The sequence below is a fragment of the Brevundimonas sp. LF-1 genome (assembly GCF_037055305.1).
Taxonomy (GTDB): domain Bacteria; phylum Pseudomonadota; class Alphaproteobacteria; order Caulobacterales; family Caulobacteraceae; genus Brevundimonas; species Brevundimonas sanguinis.
The window spans coordinates 2,102,635-2,118,241 of the sequence record NZ_CP146349.1; the positions used below are offsets into that span (position 1 = coordinate 2,102,635).

Below are 15,607 nucleotides of genomic sequence, written 5' to 3' on the forward strand. Positions count from 1 at the left end.
GGCTTGGTGATCAGGGTGCGCTTGAATAGCCTTGCCGTCCCCACCCGGCTTCGCCCTTTCGGGCTCAGCAACCCTCCCCGGGACGGGGAGGGAGAAGGTTGGTGCGCGTCTTTCCTTCCCACTTTGTGGGGAGGGGGACCGCGGAACCAAGACGCCCCTCCGTCACGTCGCCTTCGGCTCCGCGCCACCTCCCCATTGCATGGGGAGGAGAGGTGACGGCGAATTCATTGGTTGGGGCGGGATCGCACCCCATACTCCGCCCTTCTTTCGGAGGAGGCTCAATGATCACCCTGATCATCATCGGCGTCATCGTCGCCATTCTGCTGTTCGTCGTGGTCGGCGCCTACAACCGGCTGGTGAAGCTGGATCAGACGGCGAACCAGTCGTTCGCCGATATCGACGTGCAGCTGAAGCAGCGTCAGGACCTGATCCCCAATCTGGTGGAGACGGTGAAGGGTTACGCCACGCATGAGCGCGGCACCCTGGACGCCGTCACCCAGGCGCGCGCCGCCGCTGCGGGGCGCGCACCGTCGATGAAAAGGTGCAGGCCGAGAACATGCTGACGGCGACGTTGGGCCGCCTGTTCGCCGTGTCTGAGGCCTATCCTGACCTGAAGGCCAACGCCAACTTCCAGCAACTTCAGATGGACCTGTCGGACATCGAGAACAAGCTGGCCGCCGCGCGCCGCTTCTTCAACAATGCGGTCAGCGAGTTCAACGCCGTGCGCCGCCAGTTCCCGACCGTCCTGTTCGCCGGGATGTTCGGCTTTGGCGTCGACAAGCCCTTCTTTGACGTGGGCGAGAGCGAGCGCGCCGGTCTGAACGCCGCGCCGCCGACGGTGCAGTTCTAAGCCCCAATGGCGGTTTTCGGTCAGGCCGTCGGCCTCAAGACCCACATCTGGCAGAACAACGCCCGGTCAGCGATCCTGCTGGCCGGGTTCCCGGTGCTGCTGGTCGGCATATTGTTCGGCGTTCAGGTGCTGATGATGGGGTTCGGCCTGCTGCCCAACTCGGGCGGCGATCTGGGCCAGGACCTGGCGCTGGCGGCCTCCATGCTGGGCTGGACCGTGCCTTTCGCCGCCATCGCCGCGGCGATCTGGTTCGTCATCGCCTATTTCGGCAATCAGATGATGATCGACGTCATGACCGGGGCGCGCAAGGTCGAGCGCCGGGTCGAGCCGGAACTCTATAACCTGCTGGAGAATCTGGCGATCTCGCGCGGGATGAAGACGCCGACCCTGCGCATCATCGAGAGCCCGTCGCTGAACGCCTATGCGTCAGGCCTGCATGAGGGCAACTACAGCGTCACCGTCACGCGCGGCCTGATGCAGACCCTGAGCCGGGACGAGATGGAGTGCGTCCTGGCCCACGAACTGACCCACGTCATCAACAAGGACGTGCGGACCATGGTGATCGCCTCGATCTTTGCCGGCATCATCAGCGTGATCGCCGAACTGGTGTTCCGCAGCCTGTTCTACATGCGCGGCGTGCGCGGGCGGGACAACAAGAACGCCATGCCGCTGATCCTGATCGGCCTGGCCATCGGGGTGATCGGCTTTGGTCTGGCCGCCGTCATCCGCATGACCCTGTCGCGGACGCGTGAGTATGTGGCGGATGCGGGGGCGGTGGAGCTGACCAAGAACCCGGACGCGATGATCTCGGCGCTGAGGAAGGTGTCGGGTCAGTCAAAGCTTGAGGCGCCGGACGAACTGCGCGGGATGTTCCTGGACAATACGGCCGAGAAGACGGGGTTCTCGGGCCTTTTCGCCACGCACCCGCCGATCGAGAAGCGTATCGCCGCGCTGGTGCAGTTCGCTGGCGGCCGTGATGATGGCCCCTGGGGCGGAGCGTCCCAAGCCACGGGCACGGCGGTGCCGACGACGTAGGTTTTCCTTCTCCCCTTGTGGGAGAAGGTGGCCCGTCAGGGGCGGATGAGGGGTGTCGGCGCGGCGGCGGGCCGTTGCGCTCTGACAATTAGATTTCATTGGATACGGGGCGCTGACACCCCTCATCCGTCTGGCTTCGCCAGCCACCTTCTCCCACAAGGGGAGAAGGAAGGTGCGGCTTTAAAACCGCTCCCAGCCCCACGGCCGCAGGGCCTCCAGCGGGCGGAACTCGGCCTTGTAGTCCATCTTGGGCGAGCCCTGGACCCAGTAGCCGAGATAGACATAGGGCAACCCCACCGTCTCGGCCTGCTGCAGGTGATCCAGAATGGCGAAGCGGCCCAGGCTGCGGCGCTCCAGATCCGGGTCGAAGAAGCTGTAGACCATGGACAGCCCGTCATGCAGCAGGTCGGTCAGGCAGACGCCGACCAGACGGCCGGGGCCGTCGTCTTCGCTGGGCAGGCGGTATTCGATCAGATGGGTGCGAACGGCCGTGTCCTCGACCATGGAAACATAGTCGGACCAGCCCATGTCGCTCATCCCCCGCCGGGGTGGCGGGCGTTCAGATAGCGTTGCAGCAGGTCGAACTGCTCCGTCGTCGCCTCGGCTTCGACCAGACCGCGCGAGAGGTCCCCGTTGCGCGCCAGGATGCGGCGGCGCGAGCGAGAGGGTTCGAAATCCGCCACCGGAATCCGCACCGAAACGCACGCCGCACAGGCCTCGCAGGCGGGGCGATAGGCGATGTTCTGGCTGCGACGGAAGCCAGCCTGGGTCAGGGCGTCGTTGACGTCCGCCCCGTCGCTGAACGGCAGGTTGGCGAAGACCTTCCGCTCGAACTTGCCCGGCAGGTAAGGGCAAGGGGCGCTGGCCGTCATGAAGAAGCGGAGCTGGCGCGAGAAGAAGTGCTGGGTCACGGCTGTCGCTCCGTGACGGTGTCAGCGCCCGCATAGGGGCTGGATGGGTACGCGCGGCTCATGTCCTGATTTGGCGCGCAACCAGCCGATTTCGCAAGCCTTCTTCGCGCGGCGGGCGTCTCGCCGCGCTTTGTCACAGGCTGGTGTCCATGGGCAGGACCGGCGCTTCGCGCAGCAGGACTATGGCGATGCGGCGGTTGCCCGCCAGCGACGGGTCGTCGGGATAAAGGGGATCGGAGCCCGCCTTGCCCGCCACGGAATAGACGCGGTCGGCGTTCACCCCCGCGCTTTGCAGCGTCAGGCGCGAGGCGTCGGCGCGGGCCGAGGACAGGGGCCAGTCGCCGGGGCTGCTGGCGCGGCTGGAGCCGGCGACGGCGCTGGTGTGGCCGGTGATGGAGATGCGATTGGGGAGCTGGTTGATGACCTTGGCCACCGCGCGCAGCAGCAACTGGGCGCGCGGGTTGGGGCGGGCCGAGCCGTTCTCGAACATCGAGCGGCCTTCCTGATCGACCAGCTGGATGCGCAGGCCTTCGGGCGTCTGATCGATGATCAGCTGTTTCGACAGCTCGGCCAGTTCCGGCATGGATTGCATGGCCTGGCGCAGGGATTCGGCGGCGCTGGCGAAGTCGGCGGCCTCGCGCCGGGCGATCTCGGCGCGCAGGGCGGCTTCGCTGGCCGAGGCCAGGTTGGGATTCTGGCCAGCGTCCTGGGGGCGTCGGGCGCGGCCGGGGCCAGTTGTTCAATCACGGCGTTGGAGCCGGCGCCCTTGGCCCCTTCGGAATCGCCCAGCGACGTGCCGCCGAGGATACCGCCCGAGCCCGAAGTGGAGGCGGATACGCTGGCCGGGGCGAAGTATTCGGCGATGCCGCGTTTCTGTTCCGGGTCGGTCGTGTTGATTAGCCACATCAGCAGGAAGAAGGCCATCATGGCGGTGACGAAGTCGGCATAGGCCACCTTCCACGCGCCGCCGTGGTGCCCGCCGCCGGAAACCTTTTTCACCTTCTTGATCAGGATCGGGCGATCGTTCAGCGCCATGGGGGCGGGTCCGTCTTAACCGTGTTCGTTCGCCTTACATCCCATGCGGGGCTTAAGAAGCGGTTGCGGCGAACTGCGGCGGCGCGCCGCGCCCTTGCCGATGCGGACTTCACGGCCTAGCTGATGGCCATGACCAATGCGTCCGCTTCTCCCGCCGCTGATTTCGATCCTCGCGCCTATCGTCGGGCGCTGGGCGGGTTTGCGACGGGCGTGTGCGTGGTGACGGCCCATACGGGCGACGGGCCGTTGGGGATCACGGTGAACAGCTTCACCTCCGTCTCGCTGGACCCGCCCCTGGTGCTGTGGTGCATGGACGTCAAATCCGACCGCCACGACGCCTTCGCCGGCGCGGAGCGGTTCGCCGTCCATATGCTGCCGGTCGAGGACAAGGCCATGTCCGACCGCTTCGCCTGGGGCGCGTGCCGCCTGTCGGACGATGAGTTCGCGGTGGACGACCCGGAGCCGCCGCGCCTGCGGAACGCCGTGACGCGTCTCACCTGCCGGACCCACGACCGCATCGTCATGGGCGATCATCTGGTTATCGTCGGCCGGGTCGAGGCGTTCGATACGCGGCCGGGGGATGCTCTGACCTATTTCCGAGGCAAGTACGGCAAGGCGGTCGATCCGACGGCGTGACGCTTCCTTCTCCCCTTGTGGGAGAAGGTGGATGGCGGAGCCAGACGGATGAGGGTGCGAAGACACGCGCTCGCGTTTCCCGCTTCATACCGCCCGCCAACACCCCTCATCCGAGCCCTTCGGGCCCACCTTCTCCCACAAGGGGAGAAGGAAAAGATCAGCCCATCATCCGCGCGGCTTGCGGCGCGAAGTAGCTGATGACGCCGGATGCCCCCGCGCGCTTGAAGGCGTGCAGGCTTTCCAGGATGGCGCGGTCCGGGTCCAGCCAGCCGTTGGCGAAGGCGGCCTGCATCATCGCGTACTCGCCGGACACCTGATAGGCGAAGGTCGGCACCTTGAAGGTCTGGGACACCAGCCGGACGATATCCAGATAGGGCAGGCCCGGCTTGACGATCAGGGCGTCGGCGCCTTCCGACAGGTCCATCGCCACTTCGCGCAGGGCCTCTTCGGCGTTGGCGAAGTCCATCTGATAGGTCTTCTTGTCGCCGGTCAGCGACTTGGACGAGCCGACCGCGTCGCGATAGGGGCCATAGAAGGCCGAGGCGTATTTGGCCGCATAGCTGATGATCAGGGTGTCGCTAAGGCCATTGGCCTCCAGCGCCTCGCGGATAGCCTGGACGCGGCCGTCCATCATGTCGGACGGCGCCACGGCGTCGGCGCCGGCGTGGGCGTGGATGAAGGCCTGTTCGGCCAGCCGCTCCAAGGTCGGGTCGTTGACGATGCGGCCGTTCTCCAGAACGCCGTCGTGGCCGTGGTCGGTGTAGCAGTCCAGAGCCACGTCGGTCATAACGCCGATCTCGGGCGCGGCGTCCTTGATAGCGCGGATGCAGTCGGGGATCAGGCCGTCCGGATCGCTGGCGGCGGCGCCCACATTGTCCTTCAGGCCGCCGTTCACATTGGGGAACAGGGCGACCATCGGGATGCCCAGGTCGCGAGCCTCGACGGCGGCCTTGGCGGCTTCCTTGGGCGACAGGCGGAAGACGCCCGGCATGGAGGCGACCGGCTGACGGTCTTCCGGGCCGTCGTGGACGATCAGCGGCCAGATCAGATCGGCCGGCGTCAGGGTCGTCTCGGCGACCAGACGGCGCACCCAGGGCTGCGAACGCAGGCGACGCGGGCGGGCGTAGGGAAAGGCGGCGGGCTGGAAGGGCATGGTCATGGGCGGGGCTTAAAACAAACCGGGGGAGAGGCAAAAGACGAACTGTCCAAGCGGGCGAACACCCTTTCTCTCCGCTCATCCCGGCGGACGCCGGGACCCAGTGAGCGCCACGCGCGCATCGCTGACATTGAGGGCGCCATAGCATGAACTTGAATGGGTAGGTTTGAAGCCAAAGTACTGGATCCCGGCGTCCGCCGGGATGAGCGGAAATCTTGAGCAGGCGCCGACAGCAAGGTGACGCGCGCGCCGCCAGCCGTTAGAAGCGCCCCGAACGCCCCGTCAGAGGGCAGGCTTGTAATGCGGGAGCTTTCATGGACTTCGCCCTCACCGACGATCAACGCGCCATTCAGGACGCGGCCCGCGCCTTCGCTGAGGCCGAACTGGCTCCGCACTCGGCCCGCTGGGACGAGGACAAGCATTTCCCCGTCGACGTGCTGAAGGCCGCGGCCGAAATGGGCTTCGCCGGCATCTATACGGGCGAGGAACACGGCGGCATGGGTCTGGGCCGGGTCGAGGCGGCGCTGATTTTTGAAGAACTGTCGCGCGGCGATGTGGCGACGGCGGCCTTCATCTCGATCCACAACATGGCGACGTGGATGATCGATAAGTTCGGTTCCGACGAACTGCGGGCGCGCTTCGTGCCGTCGCTGGTCGGGATGGAGAAGATCGCCAGCTACTGCCTGACCGAGCCGGGCTCGGGCTCGGACGCGGCGGCGCTGCGGACGACGGCGGTGCGCGACGGCGACCACTATGTGCTGAACGGCTCCAAGGCCTTCATTTCCGGCGCCGGAACGTCGGACGTCTATGTCGTCATGGTCCGCACGGGCGGGGAGGGGCCGAAGGGCATCTCGACCCTGGTGGTCGAGGCGGGCACGCCCGGCCTGTCGTTCGGGGCCAATGAGAAGAAGATGGGCTGGAACGCCCAGCCGACCGCCGTGGTCAGCTTTGACGACTGCCGCGTGCCGGTCGCCAATCTGGTGGGCGAGGAAGGCGCGGGCTTCAAATACGCCATGGCCGGTCTGGACGGCGGGCGTCTGAACATCGCCGCCTGCTCGCTGGGCGGGGCGCGTCTGGCGCTGGAGACGGCGCAGGAATACGTCGCCGGCCGCAAGCAGTTCGGTCAGGCCATCGGCCAGTTCCAGAACACCCAGTTCGAGCTGGCGGACATGGCCACGGATCTGGAGGCCGCCCGCCTAATGGTTCTGCGCGGCGCCTGGGCTATCGACACCGGCCACCCCGAGAAAACCAAGTGGTGCGCCATGGCCAAGCGCCTGACGACCGACGCCTGCTTCCAGATCGCCGACCAGGCGCTGCAACTGCACGGCGGCTACGGTTATCTGAAGGACTATCCGCTGGAGCGGATCGTGCGCGACCTGCGGGTGCACCGCATTCTGGAAGGCACGAACGAGATCATGCGGGTGATCATCGCGCGGGAGCTGGCGAAATGAGCGAAGCCCCCGTGATCATGGAAGAAGTCATCACCCGCATCGAAAACGGCGTCGGCCGCATCACCCTGAACCGGCCCAAGGCGATCCATGCGCTGAACCGGGGCATGTGCGAGGCGATGATCGAGGCGCTGCTGGCGTGGCGGGACGACGCCGCCGTGGCCTCGGTGCTGATCGACCACGCGGGCGAGCGCGGCTTCTGCGCCGGGGGCGACATCCGCATGATCGCCGAGAGCGGGGCGGGGGACGCGTCAGAGGCCAGGGCCTTCTTCAAGGCCGAGTATCAGCTGAACCATCTGATGTTCGTCTATCCCAAGCCCATCACGGCGGTGGTGGACGGCATCGTCATGGGCGGCGGCGTGGGCATCAGCGAACCCGCCGACGTCCGCATCGCCACCGAGCGCACCACCTACGCCATGCCCGAGACCGGCATCGGCCTGTTCCCCGACGTGGGCGGCGGCTGGTTCCTGCCGCGCCTGCCAGGCCAGACGGGCGTCTGGCTGGCGCTGACCGGCGCGCGGCTGAAGGCGGCGGATACGGTGGCGCTGGATATCCATACGCACTTCGTCGCGTCGGAGGCCGTCGAGGCGTTCAAGGCCGAACTGCTGGCCACGCCTGCCGACCCGAAAGCGGTCGCGGACCGCGTCGCCGCAGACGCCGGGCCGTCGCCGCTGGCCGCGCACCGCGAAGCCATCGACCGCCTGTTCGCCTTCGACACGGTCGAGGAGATCGTCGCCGCGCTTCAGGCCGACGGTTCGGAGTGGGCGCTGAAGCAACTGGATATTCTGAAGACCAAGTCGCCGCAGTCGCTGAAGGTGTCGCTGCGCCAAATCCGCACTGGCGCGACGCTGACCGACTTCGCCGACAACATGGCGATGGAATACGCCCTGGGCGGCCGCGTGGTTCAGACCCATGACTTCCAGGAAGGCGTGCGCGCCGTCATCATCGATAAGGACAATGCGCCGAAGTGGTCGCCCGCCGAGCTTTCTTCGGTTTCCGACGCCCAGATCGAGGCCTTGTTCGAGCCGCTGTCCGCCGCTGAGGCATGGAAACCGCTGATCGACTGATTTCGCGCTAGCTTTGTTGTCCGGGTCGGGGAAAAGCCTATCTTGGCGAAATGAGTAAGCGCTGGACCCCCGAATCCTGGAGAAACAAGCCCGTCCTGCATATGCCGACGGACTATCCGGACGCCGCCGAACTGGCGCGCGTCGAAGACGAGCTGCGCGCGATGCCGCCCCTGGTCTTTGCGGGCGAGGCGCGCAAGCTCACCAGCCATCTGGCCCAGGTCGAGGCGGGAGACGCCTTCCTGCTGCAGGGCGGCGACTGCGCCGAGAGCTTCAAGGAGTTCTCGACCGACAACATCCGCGACACCTTCCGCCTGATCCTGCAGATGGCGGTTGTCCTGACCTTCGCCGGCCGCAAGCCGGTGGTGAAGGTAGGCCGCATCGCCGGCCAGTTCGCCAAGCCGCGCTCGTCCCCGGTCGAGGAGATCGGCGGGGTCGAGCTGCCGTCCTATCGCGGCGACATCATCAACGGCATGGGCTTCACCCCGGAAGAGCGCACGCCCGACCCGCGGCGCCTGATCCGCGCCTATAACCAGTCGGCCTCGACGCTGAACCTGCTGCGCGCCTTTGCGGGCGGGGGTATGCCGATCTCTACAACATCCATCGCTGGACGCTGGGCTTCGCCGACGACGGCGCGGGCGCGGCCTACCGCGAACTGGCTGACAAGATCACCGAGGCCCTGGCCTTCATGGAGGCGGTCGGCGTCACGCCCGAGACGCATCCCGACCTGTCGCGCGTCGAGGTCTTCACCAGCCACGAAGCCCTGCTGCTGAACGTCGAGAGCGCCCTGACGCGCCTGGACGGCTCGACCGGCGAATGGTTCGACACCTCGGCCCACATGCTGTGGATCGGCGAGCGCACCCGCCAGCTGGACGGCGCCCACATCGAGTTCATGCGCGGCATCTCCAACCCCATCGGGGTCAAGTGCGGGCCGACCATGACGGCGGACGACCTGCTGCCGCTGATCGACGCCCTGAACCCGAACAATATTCCGGGCCGTCTGACGCTGATCGGCCGCTTCGGCCACGACAAGGCGGGCGACCGCCTGCCGGGCCTGATGCGGGCGGTGAAGGCGGCGGGCAAGCGCGTCGTCTGGTCGATCGACCCGATGCACGGCAATACGCTGAAGGCGGGCAACGGCTACAAGACCCGTCCGTTCGACCGCGTCATGGGCGAGGTTCGCACCTTCATCGACGTGGCCGAGGCCGAGGGCGTCCATCCCGGCGGCGTCCACCTGGAGATGACGGGCCAGAACGTTACCGAATGCATCGGCGGCGCCCAGGCGGTGACCGAGGACGACCTGTCGAGCCGCTATCACACCCACTGCGACCCGCGCCTGAACGCGGATCAGGCGCTGGAGCTGGCCTTCCTGGTCGCCGAGCGTCTCAAGGCCGGGCGGCAGGCCCGGTCCGAGGCCGCATGACGGCAGAAGACCACACGCCCGGCCGCGTCGCCTATCAGGGCGCGCCGGGCGCCTTCAGCCATGAGGCCTGCCTGGACCTGCGCCCGTGGGACGAAGCGGTCGGCTTTGAAACCTTTCAGGGGGCGATCGACGCGGTCCTGAGCGGCGACTGCCATTGCGCCCTGATCCCGGTCGAGAACTCGACCGTGGGCGTGGTCGAGCCCGCCGCAACTCTGGTGCGGGAGGCGGGATTGGTGGCGGTCAGCGACGCCTGGCGGCCGATCCGATTGGCCTTGATGGGCGTGCCTGACGCGCGCCTGTCCGACATAAAAACGGCCGAGAGCCATCCCGTCGCCCTGCAGCAGTGCTCCAAGGCTCTGAACGAGATGAAAATCTCGGCGATTGAAGTGTTCGACACCGGGGCGCCGCCGCCGCCGTCGCCGAGGCGGGTGACGTCTCGCGCGCCGCCGTCGCGCCAGCGCGCGCGGCCGAGGTTTATGGGCTGATGGTTCTACGCAACGATTTGCAGGATTTCAGCGACAACCGGACGCGTTTTGTCCTGTTCACGGCCCCTGAGGCTTGACCGCGCATAAAATTTGCTGTTGTAAGGCCCGGTCGGATCAACCCTGATCCGGAAACCGGACCGGATTAATGTCCTCGCTGCGCGCACAAATGACCCCTGAAACCACCACGCGCGCGGTGGCCGGCTTTTATTTTGGCTACGGCTATTACGGCTTTCGATACGCCGGCTGAGGCGTCGGGCTTCTAACCAAACCCTGACTGTCTCGCTGGCGACCGCTTCTCCCCAAGCGGCCAGTACGCGCGTTCACGCCTGACCTTCTGTCAGCGGGACGCGACCTCCCATCGAAATCCTATGCCGAAAGCCATCTCCCATGCCGCAATCCGCCATCCAGCAAGTCTGGCCCGCTGAAATCACTGAAATGAGCGCCGAACAGAAGGCGCTGGCCGCCCTGCGCGCCGAAATCGACAGCCTGGACGATCAGATCCTCGAACTGTTCGAGCGCCGTCTGGCCGTCGCCGCCCAGGTGGGCCAGGCCAAGGACGCGCCCGTCGGCCCCCACACCAAGTTGCGTCCCGACCGCGAGCAGGCCGTTCAGGCCCGCATCCTGAAACAGTGCGATCCCGCGAACCGTGAAGCCGTCGAGCATCTGTGGCGCGAGATCGTCGGCTGGGGCCTGGCGCGTCAGGGGCGCCTGCAGGTCCAAGTCTGGGCCCCGATCGACCCGTCCAAGGCGGTGGACGGCGCCCGGCTGCGTTTCGGCGCCGCAGCCGACATCAAGCTGGTCCTCGACCCGCAGGCCGCGCTGGCCCACGCGGCCGAGGGCAAGGGCGTGGCCGTCCTGTCGATCAGCGGCGACGATCCCTGGTGGATCGGCCTGCGCCGCGAGTGGTCGATGCTGAGCGTGTTCGACGGCTACGGCGGCGAGACGCCGACGTCTCTGGCTGTCGGCAAGATCGATCCGCCGGCTCTGCCCAAGGGGCGTCGCGTCGTCGTCACGGCGGGCGGGGATGCGGGCGACGGGTCGGGCGCGCGCCGCTGGGGCCTGAACACCCACCACGGCTGGACCCTGGCCCTGACCGACGCCGATGTGGCGCCGGGCGAGGTCGAGGGCGGCGTCGGCGCCATCGGCTGACGCAGGGCGTTAACTCCGTCTCAAAGCAGGGCGGGCGAGTGTGGCGACATGGCCCAGCCCGTCCTGCATCGACTGCCGCGTGTCGTCGCCCTCTCGGCGGCCGCTCTGGCGCTTGCGGGGTGCGGCGTGAACGAAGCCGACCCGCATCGGTTCGAGGCCCTGGCCCAGTCGGTCGCGGCTATTCCTGTATCGGCAGACGAGGACGGGGAGAGGGACGACACGACGCGGCCAGCCGCCGCTCCCGGCGCTTCACAGCAGCGCGCAGCGCCTCTGAAGGTTGAGCTGATGACCCCGCACGAGCTGTGGGACGCCCGCGACGGGCTGGGCGCAAAGGTTCGCCGGATGTCGGCTCCTGCGCCTGCTCCGACCGGCTATCACGATTTCGAGGCCCCCCGCCCGTCGCCGCTGCGCCCGTCGTTCCCCCGCCAGGCGCGCCGGCGCCGACGGCCCGCCATGTGCAACTGGGCGCCTTCTCCAGCGAGGACAGCGCCCGGGCGGCATGGCGACGGATGAGCCAGGGGCTGGCGGCGCGGCCTTGTCGGGGCTTCAGCCCGCCTATGAAGCGGTTGAGGTCGGCGGGCGCCGGCTGGTCCGGCTGAAGGTCGCCGCCACGGCTGAACAGGCGCAGGTTCTGTGCCGCGATCTGGCGGCGTCGGACCCCTGGTGCGCGCGCGCCGGCGGCGCGGCGGCCTGATCGTCCACAGGCTCAGCTTAAGGTTTCGTTGACGATTGGCCCTCGCGGCCCGATCCTGCGCGGCATGGGCGGGCTGCGGACAGAGATGAGTCGCGCCTGCTGATCACAGTGGGATTTCACATGGCGCAGCCTCAGGTCATCGTCATCGGCAATGAAAAGGGCGGGGCGGGCAAGTCCACCCTGGCCATTCATATCGTCACCGGCCTTCTGCACGCCGGGCGCAAGGTCGCGATCATCGACCTGGACCTGCGCCAGCGTTCGCTGGAGCGCTTCTTCGCCAACCGTATCGCCTGGACCAAGGCCAACGGCCATGAGCTGCCGCTGCCCATCGTTCCGGACATGGGCGACGGCAAGCTGCTGCATAAGGCGGACGAGGCCGAGCAAATGTCGCGCTTCGAGGCGGCGTTCAGCTACGCCAAGTCGTCGGCGGACGTCATCGTCATCGACACGCCGGGCGGGGACACCCCGCTGTCGCGCGCCGCGCACGGCCGGGCCGATCAGATCGTCACCCCGATGAACGACAGCTTCGTCGACTTCGACCTGCTCGGCGAGGTGGACCCGGTGACGCTGGATCTGATCCGTCCGTCCATCTATTCGGAAAGCGTCTGGGAGGCGCGCAAGCACCGCGCCATCGCCGAGGGCCGCCAGGTGACCATCGACTGGATCGTCGTCACCAACCGTCTGGCCGTGGCCGAGGCGCGCAACCGTCGCCGTCTGGCCTCGCGGATGGCCAAGCTGGCCAAGCGGGTCGGTTTCCGGGTCGGGCCCGGCCTGCGCGACCGGGTCATCTATCGCGAACTCTTCCCGTTCGGCCTGACGGTGGCGGACCTGTCGAATGACATCCGCCCGGTGTCGGTGTCCCTGGCGCACGTCGCCGCGCGTCAGGAGATGCGCAACCTGATGCAGGCCCTGGGTCTGGACGACGCCATCTCGGCGATGGACGCGGCGGCTTGATCGCTTCATGGGCCGATAGAGCTTCATGGGGCTGATCTGGCTGGGCCTGGCCGCCGTGGCCCTGTGGGCTCTGGTGCGGCTGGGCCGTCAGACCGAGCGCGCGCGGCGCGGCCACTGGCGCATCTCGGCGACCATATTGAGCGCGGCCCTGTTGGCCGGGGCGGTGCTGGCGGCGGCGCGCGGGGCGTGGCTGATCGGCGGCGGCATGGCGCTGGCCGGGGTCTGGCTGGCGGTGCAGTCGCGCGTCCGGCCCGTCGCGCCGAAGGCTCAGCCCTCAGAGCGGATGAGCGAAGCCGAGGCGCGAGCGATCCTGGGCGTGTCTCTAGGCGCTGACGCCCAGACGGTGCAGGCCGCCTGGCGACGTCTGATGGCGCGCGCCCATCCCGATCAGGGCGGCACCGAAGGGCTGGCCGCCCGCGTCAATGCCGCGCGCGATCGCCTGCTGAAGGAGTAGAGGCCCGGCGGTCAGAAGCCGAGTTCGGCCTCGCCGCGCAGAATGGCCTCGGCCTGGAGCGTGTGCTTGGCCCCCGCCCGGTCGTGGACGATCAACGGCGGCAGAAGGCGCAGCGGCGCCTTGCCCGTCTTGATGGCCTGAACCAGAACCCGCTTGGCGGGCTGATCGACGTAGGGCTGGATCGGGCGAATGGCGAACGAGCCGGCCTTGGGCGCGAGCAGCGACAGGATGTCGGCCAGCCGGTCGGCGCGGTGGATGATGACGATGCGTCCGCCCTCGCGCACCGCCTTCAACAGAAACCCGGTCCATGCGGCCAGGCCGTCGTCGGCCATCCAGGCGCCGCGCTTGCCCTCTGCCGGAGCGCGCAGGGCGCCGGGGTCGTCGAAGAAGGGCGGATTGCTGACAGCCCAGTCGAACGGCGGCAGGTCCAGGGCGCGGAAGGCGTGGGCCACGTCGCCGTCCAGGATGGTCGTGCGCGAGGCGGCGCGGTTCAACTCGGCGTTCTGGCGGGCCAGGGCGGCGGCGGCGGCGTCGCGCTCCAGCCCGGTCAGCAGGGCCTCGGGCCGTCGCGCCGCGATCTGCATCAGCACCGCCCCGGCGCCGCAACCGGCCTCGATCACCCGTTCGCCCGGCCGAGCGCTTACCGCAGCGGCCAGCAGAGCCGCATCCAGACCGGCGCGATAGCCGCGCGCCGGCTGGCGCAGGCGGACGCGTCCGCCCAGCAGGGCGGATTCCGCAACTTCAGCGGCGGTTGTAAGGGATGACTCGGCTTGACCCATCATGACGCCGCCACCATTGTGCGCCGCGTCGCGTCCGGGCAAGCGGATGCGTGTGAATTTCGGGCGATCTCCCCTTCGCCCCTGTGCTGAAAGAGATTTTCGTGGACGCAGCTCTCGCCGTCGCCTCCCGGCCCAAGGGCGACGTGGACGCCCTGGTTCGTCTGGCCAAGGACGACATGGCGGCGGTCGACGCCCTGATCATCGCGCGGATGCAGTCCGACGTGCCGGTGATCCCCCTGTTGGCCGAGCATCTGGTGTCGGCGGGCGGCAAGCGTCTGCGTCCTCTCCTGACCGTCGCTGCGGCCCGCGCGACGGGACAGACGGGCGATATCGAAGGCCCCAAGAAACTGGCCGCTTCGGTCGAGTTCATCCACACCGCCACCCTGCTGCATGACGATATCGTCGACGGCTCGGAAATGCGTCGGGGCAAGGTCGCCGCGCACCTGATTTGGGGCGCGGCCTCGTCGGTGCTGGTCGGCGACTTCCTGTTCGCGCGTGCATTCGAGCTGATGGTCGAGACGGATCGCTGCGGGCCTTGGGCATCCTGGCCACGGCGTCCAGCGTCATCGCTGAGGGCGAGGTCCTGCAACTGACGCGCGCCCACGACCTGAATCTCGATCTGGACACCTATCTGCAGATCATCCGCGCCAAGACGGCCGAGCTGTTCGCCGCCGCCGCCGAATCCGGCGCGGTCGGGGCGGGCGCAACGGATGAACAGGTCGCGGCCCTGCGTGACTATGGCATGGGCCTGGGCATCGCCTTCCAGTTGGCGGACGACGCCCTGGATTACGGCGGCGCGACCGAGACGCTGGGCAAGAACGCCGGCGACGACTTCAACGAAGGCAAGGCGACCCTGCCGCTGTTGCTGGCCGTTCAGCGGACCAAGGGAACCGAGGACCTGTTCTGGGACCGCGTCATCACCAAGGGCGACCGCAAGCCCGAGGATTTCGAGCGGGCGCGCCAGTTGATCGTCAGCAGCGGCGCCGTCGAAGCCACGCTGGATACGGCGACTGAATACGCCGACCGGGCCAAGGCCGCCCTGCATGTGCTGCCCGCCGGGCCGTGGCGCTCGGCGCTGGAGTCCCTGGCCGACTTCGCTGTCAGCCGGGCGACCTGATGCTGGCGGCGCTTCTTGTCGCCGGGCAACTGGGCGCGCAACAGCCGCCAAGTTTTACATTGAGGCCAGAGCCGGGCGACGCCCTGAGCGCGCAGCTGTTTCGTCTGGAACCGGGCGATCCGGGCGGTCAGGCGCGCGCCCTTCTGGGCGAGGACATGACGCGCGATGAGGCTGCACTGGCCGTGCGTTCGGTGCCGCCGCTGATCATGCTGTATCGCGAGGGCAGCCTGCCCGACGGCCCGATCGTGCTTTACGCAGGGCCCGAGGTCGAGGGCGAGCCGGACGCCGCCTGTCGCCTGTCGCGCATTCCCGGCGGGGTGGTCGACAACTCGCGTCGCGCCATTGTCTGGTGCAGCGAGTTCATCCTGAAAACGGCGCCGACGTTGAACATTCCGCCGGCGCCGGTTCACTGAGAGC

At 68.0% G+C, this 15,607-nt stretch carries 14 protein-coding genes and 5 pseudogenes; 15 read left to right on the forward strand and 4 right to left on the reverse strand.

Features of this window, described 5'->3' with window-relative positions; translation table 11 throughout:
* The first annotated feature begins 281 nt into the window (after positions 1 to 281).
* Genes V8F63_RS11635 through V8F63_RS11645 form a run of 3 tightly spaced genes read left to right on the forward strand, consistent with a single transcriptional unit; the run spans position 282 to position 1,885 of the window.
* The gene (locus V8F63_RS11635; RefSeq protein WP_392353282.1) at positions 282 to 563 is read left to right on the forward strand and encodes a LemA family protein; all 282 of its coding nucleotides are present in this window, start codon (positions 282 to 284) and stop codon (positions 561 to 563) included.
* Entirely contained in the window at positions 542 to 850 is a 309-nt protein-coding gene (locus V8F63_RS11640) for a LemA family protein (RefSeq protein WP_392353283.1), read from the forward strand. The genes V8F63_RS11635 and V8F63_RS11640 overlap by 22 nt, the downstream gene beginning before the upstream one ends.
* 6 nt (positions 851 to 856) lie before the next feature.
* Positions 857 to 1,885 (forward strand): M48 family metallopeptidase, encoded by a 1,029-nt coding sequence (locus V8F63_RS11645; RefSeq protein ID WP_392353285.1) that lies wholly within the window; start codon positions 857 to 859, stop codon positions 1,883 to 1,885.
* Between the two features lie 180 nt (positions 1,886 to 2,065).
* On the opposite strand, the pseudogene V8F63_RS11650 reads toward V8F63_RS11645, so the two are convergent.
* Positions 2,066 to 2,796: pseudogene (locus V8F63_RS11650) on the reverse strand (arginyltransferase).
* Positions 2,797 to 2,929: 133 nt separating this feature from the next.
* Positions 2,930 to 3,831 (reverse strand): annotated as a pseudogene (locus V8F63_RS11655) (flagellar motor protein MotB).
* 123 nt (positions 3,832 to 3,954) lie between these two features.
* Between V8F63_RS11655 and V8F63_RS11660 the strand changes: the two are divergent.
* Positions 3,955 to 4,467, forward strand: coding sequence for a flavin reductase family protein (locus V8F63_RS11660; protein ID WP_227157889.1), 513 nt, complete (start codon positions 3,955 to 3,957; stop codon positions 4,465 to 4,467).
* 157 nt (positions 4,468 to 4,624) lie between these two features.
* On the opposite strand, the gene hemB is transcribed toward V8F63_RS11660, so the two are convergent.
* Positions 4,625 to 5,626, reverse strand: coding sequence for a porphobilinogen synthase (hemB, locus tag V8F63_RS11665; RefSeq protein ID WP_134580559.1), 1,002 nt, complete (start codon positions 5,624 to 5,626; stop codon positions 4,625 to 4,627).
* Positions 5,627 to 5,937: 311 nt separating this feature from the next.
* Between hemB and V8F63_RS11670 the strand changes: the two genes are divergently transcribed.
* The 9 genes and pseudogenes from V8F63_RS11670 to V8F63_RS11710 all read left to right on the forward strand — a co-directional run bounded on the left by V8F63_RS11670 (position 5,938) and on the right by V8F63_RS11710 (position 13,294).
* Positions 5,938 to 7,074 (forward strand): isobutyryl-CoA dehydrogenase, encoded by a 1,137-nt coding sequence (locus tag V8F63_RS11670; RefSeq protein WP_227157887.1) that lies wholly within the window; start codon positions 5,938 to 5,940, stop codon positions 7,072 to 7,074.
* Positions 7,071 to 8,138: an enoyl-CoA hydratase/isomerase family protein gene (locus V8F63_RS11675; RefSeq protein ID WP_392353288.1), complete on the forward strand. Its 1,068-nt coding sequence runs from the start codon at positions 7,071 to 7,073 to the stop codon at positions 8,136 to 8,138. The genes V8F63_RS11670 and V8F63_RS11675 overlap by 4 nt, the downstream gene beginning before the upstream one ends.
* Positions 8,139 to 8,188: 50 nt before the next feature.
* Positions 8,189 to 9,558, forward strand: a pseudogene (locus tag V8F63_RS11680) (3-deoxy-7-phosphoheptulonate synthase class II).
* Positions 9,555 to 10,120, forward strand: a pseudogene (locus V8F63_RS11685) (prephenate dehydratase domain-containing protein). Before V8F63_RS11680 ends, V8F63_RS11685 begins: the two co-directional pseudogenes overlap by 4 nt.
* Before the next feature lie 310 nt (positions 10,121 to 10,430).
* Positions 10,431 to 11,192: a chorismate mutase gene (locus V8F63_RS11690; RefSeq protein WP_392353289.1), complete on the forward strand. Its 762-nt coding sequence runs from the start codon at positions 10,431 to 10,433 to the stop codon at positions 11,190 to 11,192.
* Positions 11,193 to 11,240: 48 nt separating this feature from the next.
* Positions 11,241 to 11,705 carry a hypothetical protein gene (locus V8F63_RS11695; RefSeq protein WP_392353291.1) on the forward strand — a complete coding sequence of 155 codons (465 nt, stop codon included), beginning with the start codon at positions 11,241 to 11,243 and terminating at the stop codon, positions 11,703 to 11,705.
* Positions 11,692 to 11,886, forward strand: a complete 195-nt coding sequence (locus V8F63_RS11700) for a hypothetical protein (RefSeq protein WP_392353293.1) — start codon at positions 11,692 to 11,694, stop codon at positions 11,884 to 11,886. Before V8F63_RS11695 ends, V8F63_RS11700 begins: the two co-directional genes overlap by 14 nt.
* A 120-nt stretch (positions 11,887 to 12,006) precedes the next feature.
* Complete coding sequence (locus V8F63_RS11705; RefSeq protein WP_025976780.1) at positions 12,007 to 12,840, forward strand: division plane positioning ATPase MipZ; 834 nt, start codon at positions 12,007 to 12,009, stop codon at positions 12,838 to 12,840.
* A gap of 25 nt (positions 12,841 to 12,865) precedes the next feature.
* Positions 12,866 to 13,294, forward strand: a complete 429-nt coding sequence (locus tag V8F63_RS11710) for a molecular chaperone DnaJ (RefSeq protein ID WP_134580569.1) — start codon at positions 12,866 to 12,868, stop codon at positions 13,292 to 13,294.
* Positions 13,295 to 13,305: 11 nt separating this feature from the next.
* Here V8F63_RS11710 and V8F63_RS11715 read toward each other — a convergent pair whose 3' ends face one another.
* Complete coding sequence (locus V8F63_RS11715; RefSeq protein WP_278070889.1) at positions 13,306 to 14,076, reverse strand: tRNA1(Val) (adenine(37)-N6)-methyltransferase; 771 nt, start codon at positions 14,074 to 14,076, stop codon at positions 13,306 to 13,308.
* A 140-nt stretch (positions 14,077 to 14,216) separates the two neighbouring features.
* On the opposite strand from V8F63_RS11715, the pseudogene V8F63_RS11720 reads away from it, so the two are divergent.
* Positions 14,217 to 15,190 (forward strand): annotated as a pseudogene (locus V8F63_RS11720) (polyprenyl synthetase family protein).
* On the forward strand, positions 15,190 to 15,603 hold the full coding sequence (locus V8F63_RS11725; RefSeq protein WP_392353295.1) for a hypothetical protein: 414 nt from the start codon (positions 15,190 to 15,192) through the stop codon (positions 15,601 to 15,603). The pseudogene V8F63_RS11720 and the gene V8F63_RS11725 overlap by 1 nt, the downstream one beginning before the upstream one ends.
* Positions 15,604 to 15,607 lie beyond the last annotated feature (4 nt).

Excerpts from the sequence above, each read along its gene's own strand:
- V8F63_RS11725 (WP_392353295.1), top strand. The coding sequence starts at position 15,190 with ATGCTGGCGGCGCTTCTTGTCGCCGGGCAACTGGGCGCGCAACAGCCG.
- V8F63_RS11670 (WP_227157887.1), top strand. The coding sequence starts at position 5,938 with ATGGACTTCGCCCTCACCGACGATCAACGCGCCATTCAGGACGCGGCC.
- V8F63_RS11645 (WP_392353285.1), top strand. The coding sequence starts at position 857 with ATGGCGGTTTTCGGTCAGGCCGTCGGCCTCAAGACCCACATCTGGCAG.
- V8F63_RS11635 (WP_392353282.1), top strand. The coding sequence starts at position 282 with ATGATCACCCTGATCATCATCGGCGTCATCGTCGCCATTCTGCTGTTC.
- V8F63_RS11700 (WP_392353293.1), top strand. The coding sequence starts at position 11,692 with ATGGCGACGGATGAGCCAGGGGCTGGCGGCGCGGCCTTGTCGGGGCTT.
- V8F63_RS11710 (WP_134580569.1), top strand. The coding sequence starts at position 12,866 with ATGGGGCTGATCTGGCTGGGCCTGGCCGCCGTGGCCCTGTGGGCTCTG.
- hemB (WP_134580559.1), bottom strand. The coding sequence starts at position 5,626 with ATGACCATGCCCTTCCAGCCCGCCGCCTTTCCCTACGCCCGCCCGCGT.
- V8F63_RS11715 (WP_278070889.1), bottom strand. The coding sequence starts at position 14,076 with ATGATGGGTCAAGCCGAGTCATCCCTTACAACCGCCGCTGAAGTTGCG.
- V8F63_RS11660 (WP_227157889.1), top strand. The coding sequence starts at position 3,955 with ATGGCCATGACCAATGCGTCCGCTTCTCCCGCCGCTGATTTCGATCCT.
- V8F63_RS11705 (WP_025976780.1), top strand. The coding sequence starts at position 12,007 with ATGGCGCAGCCTCAGGTCATCGTCATCGGCAATGAAAAGGGCGGGGCG.
- V8F63_RS11690 (WP_392353289.1), top strand. The coding sequence starts at position 10,431 with ATGCCGCAATCCGCCATCCAGCAAGTCTGGCCCGCTGAAATCACTGAA.
- V8F63_RS11675 (WP_392353288.1), top strand. The coding sequence starts at position 7,071 with ATGAGCGAAGCCCCCGTGATCATGGAAGAAGTCATCACCCGCATCGAA.
- V8F63_RS11695 (WP_392353291.1), top strand. The coding sequence starts at position 11,241 with ATGGCCCAGCCCGTCCTGCATCGACTGCCGCGTGTCGTCGCCCTCTCG.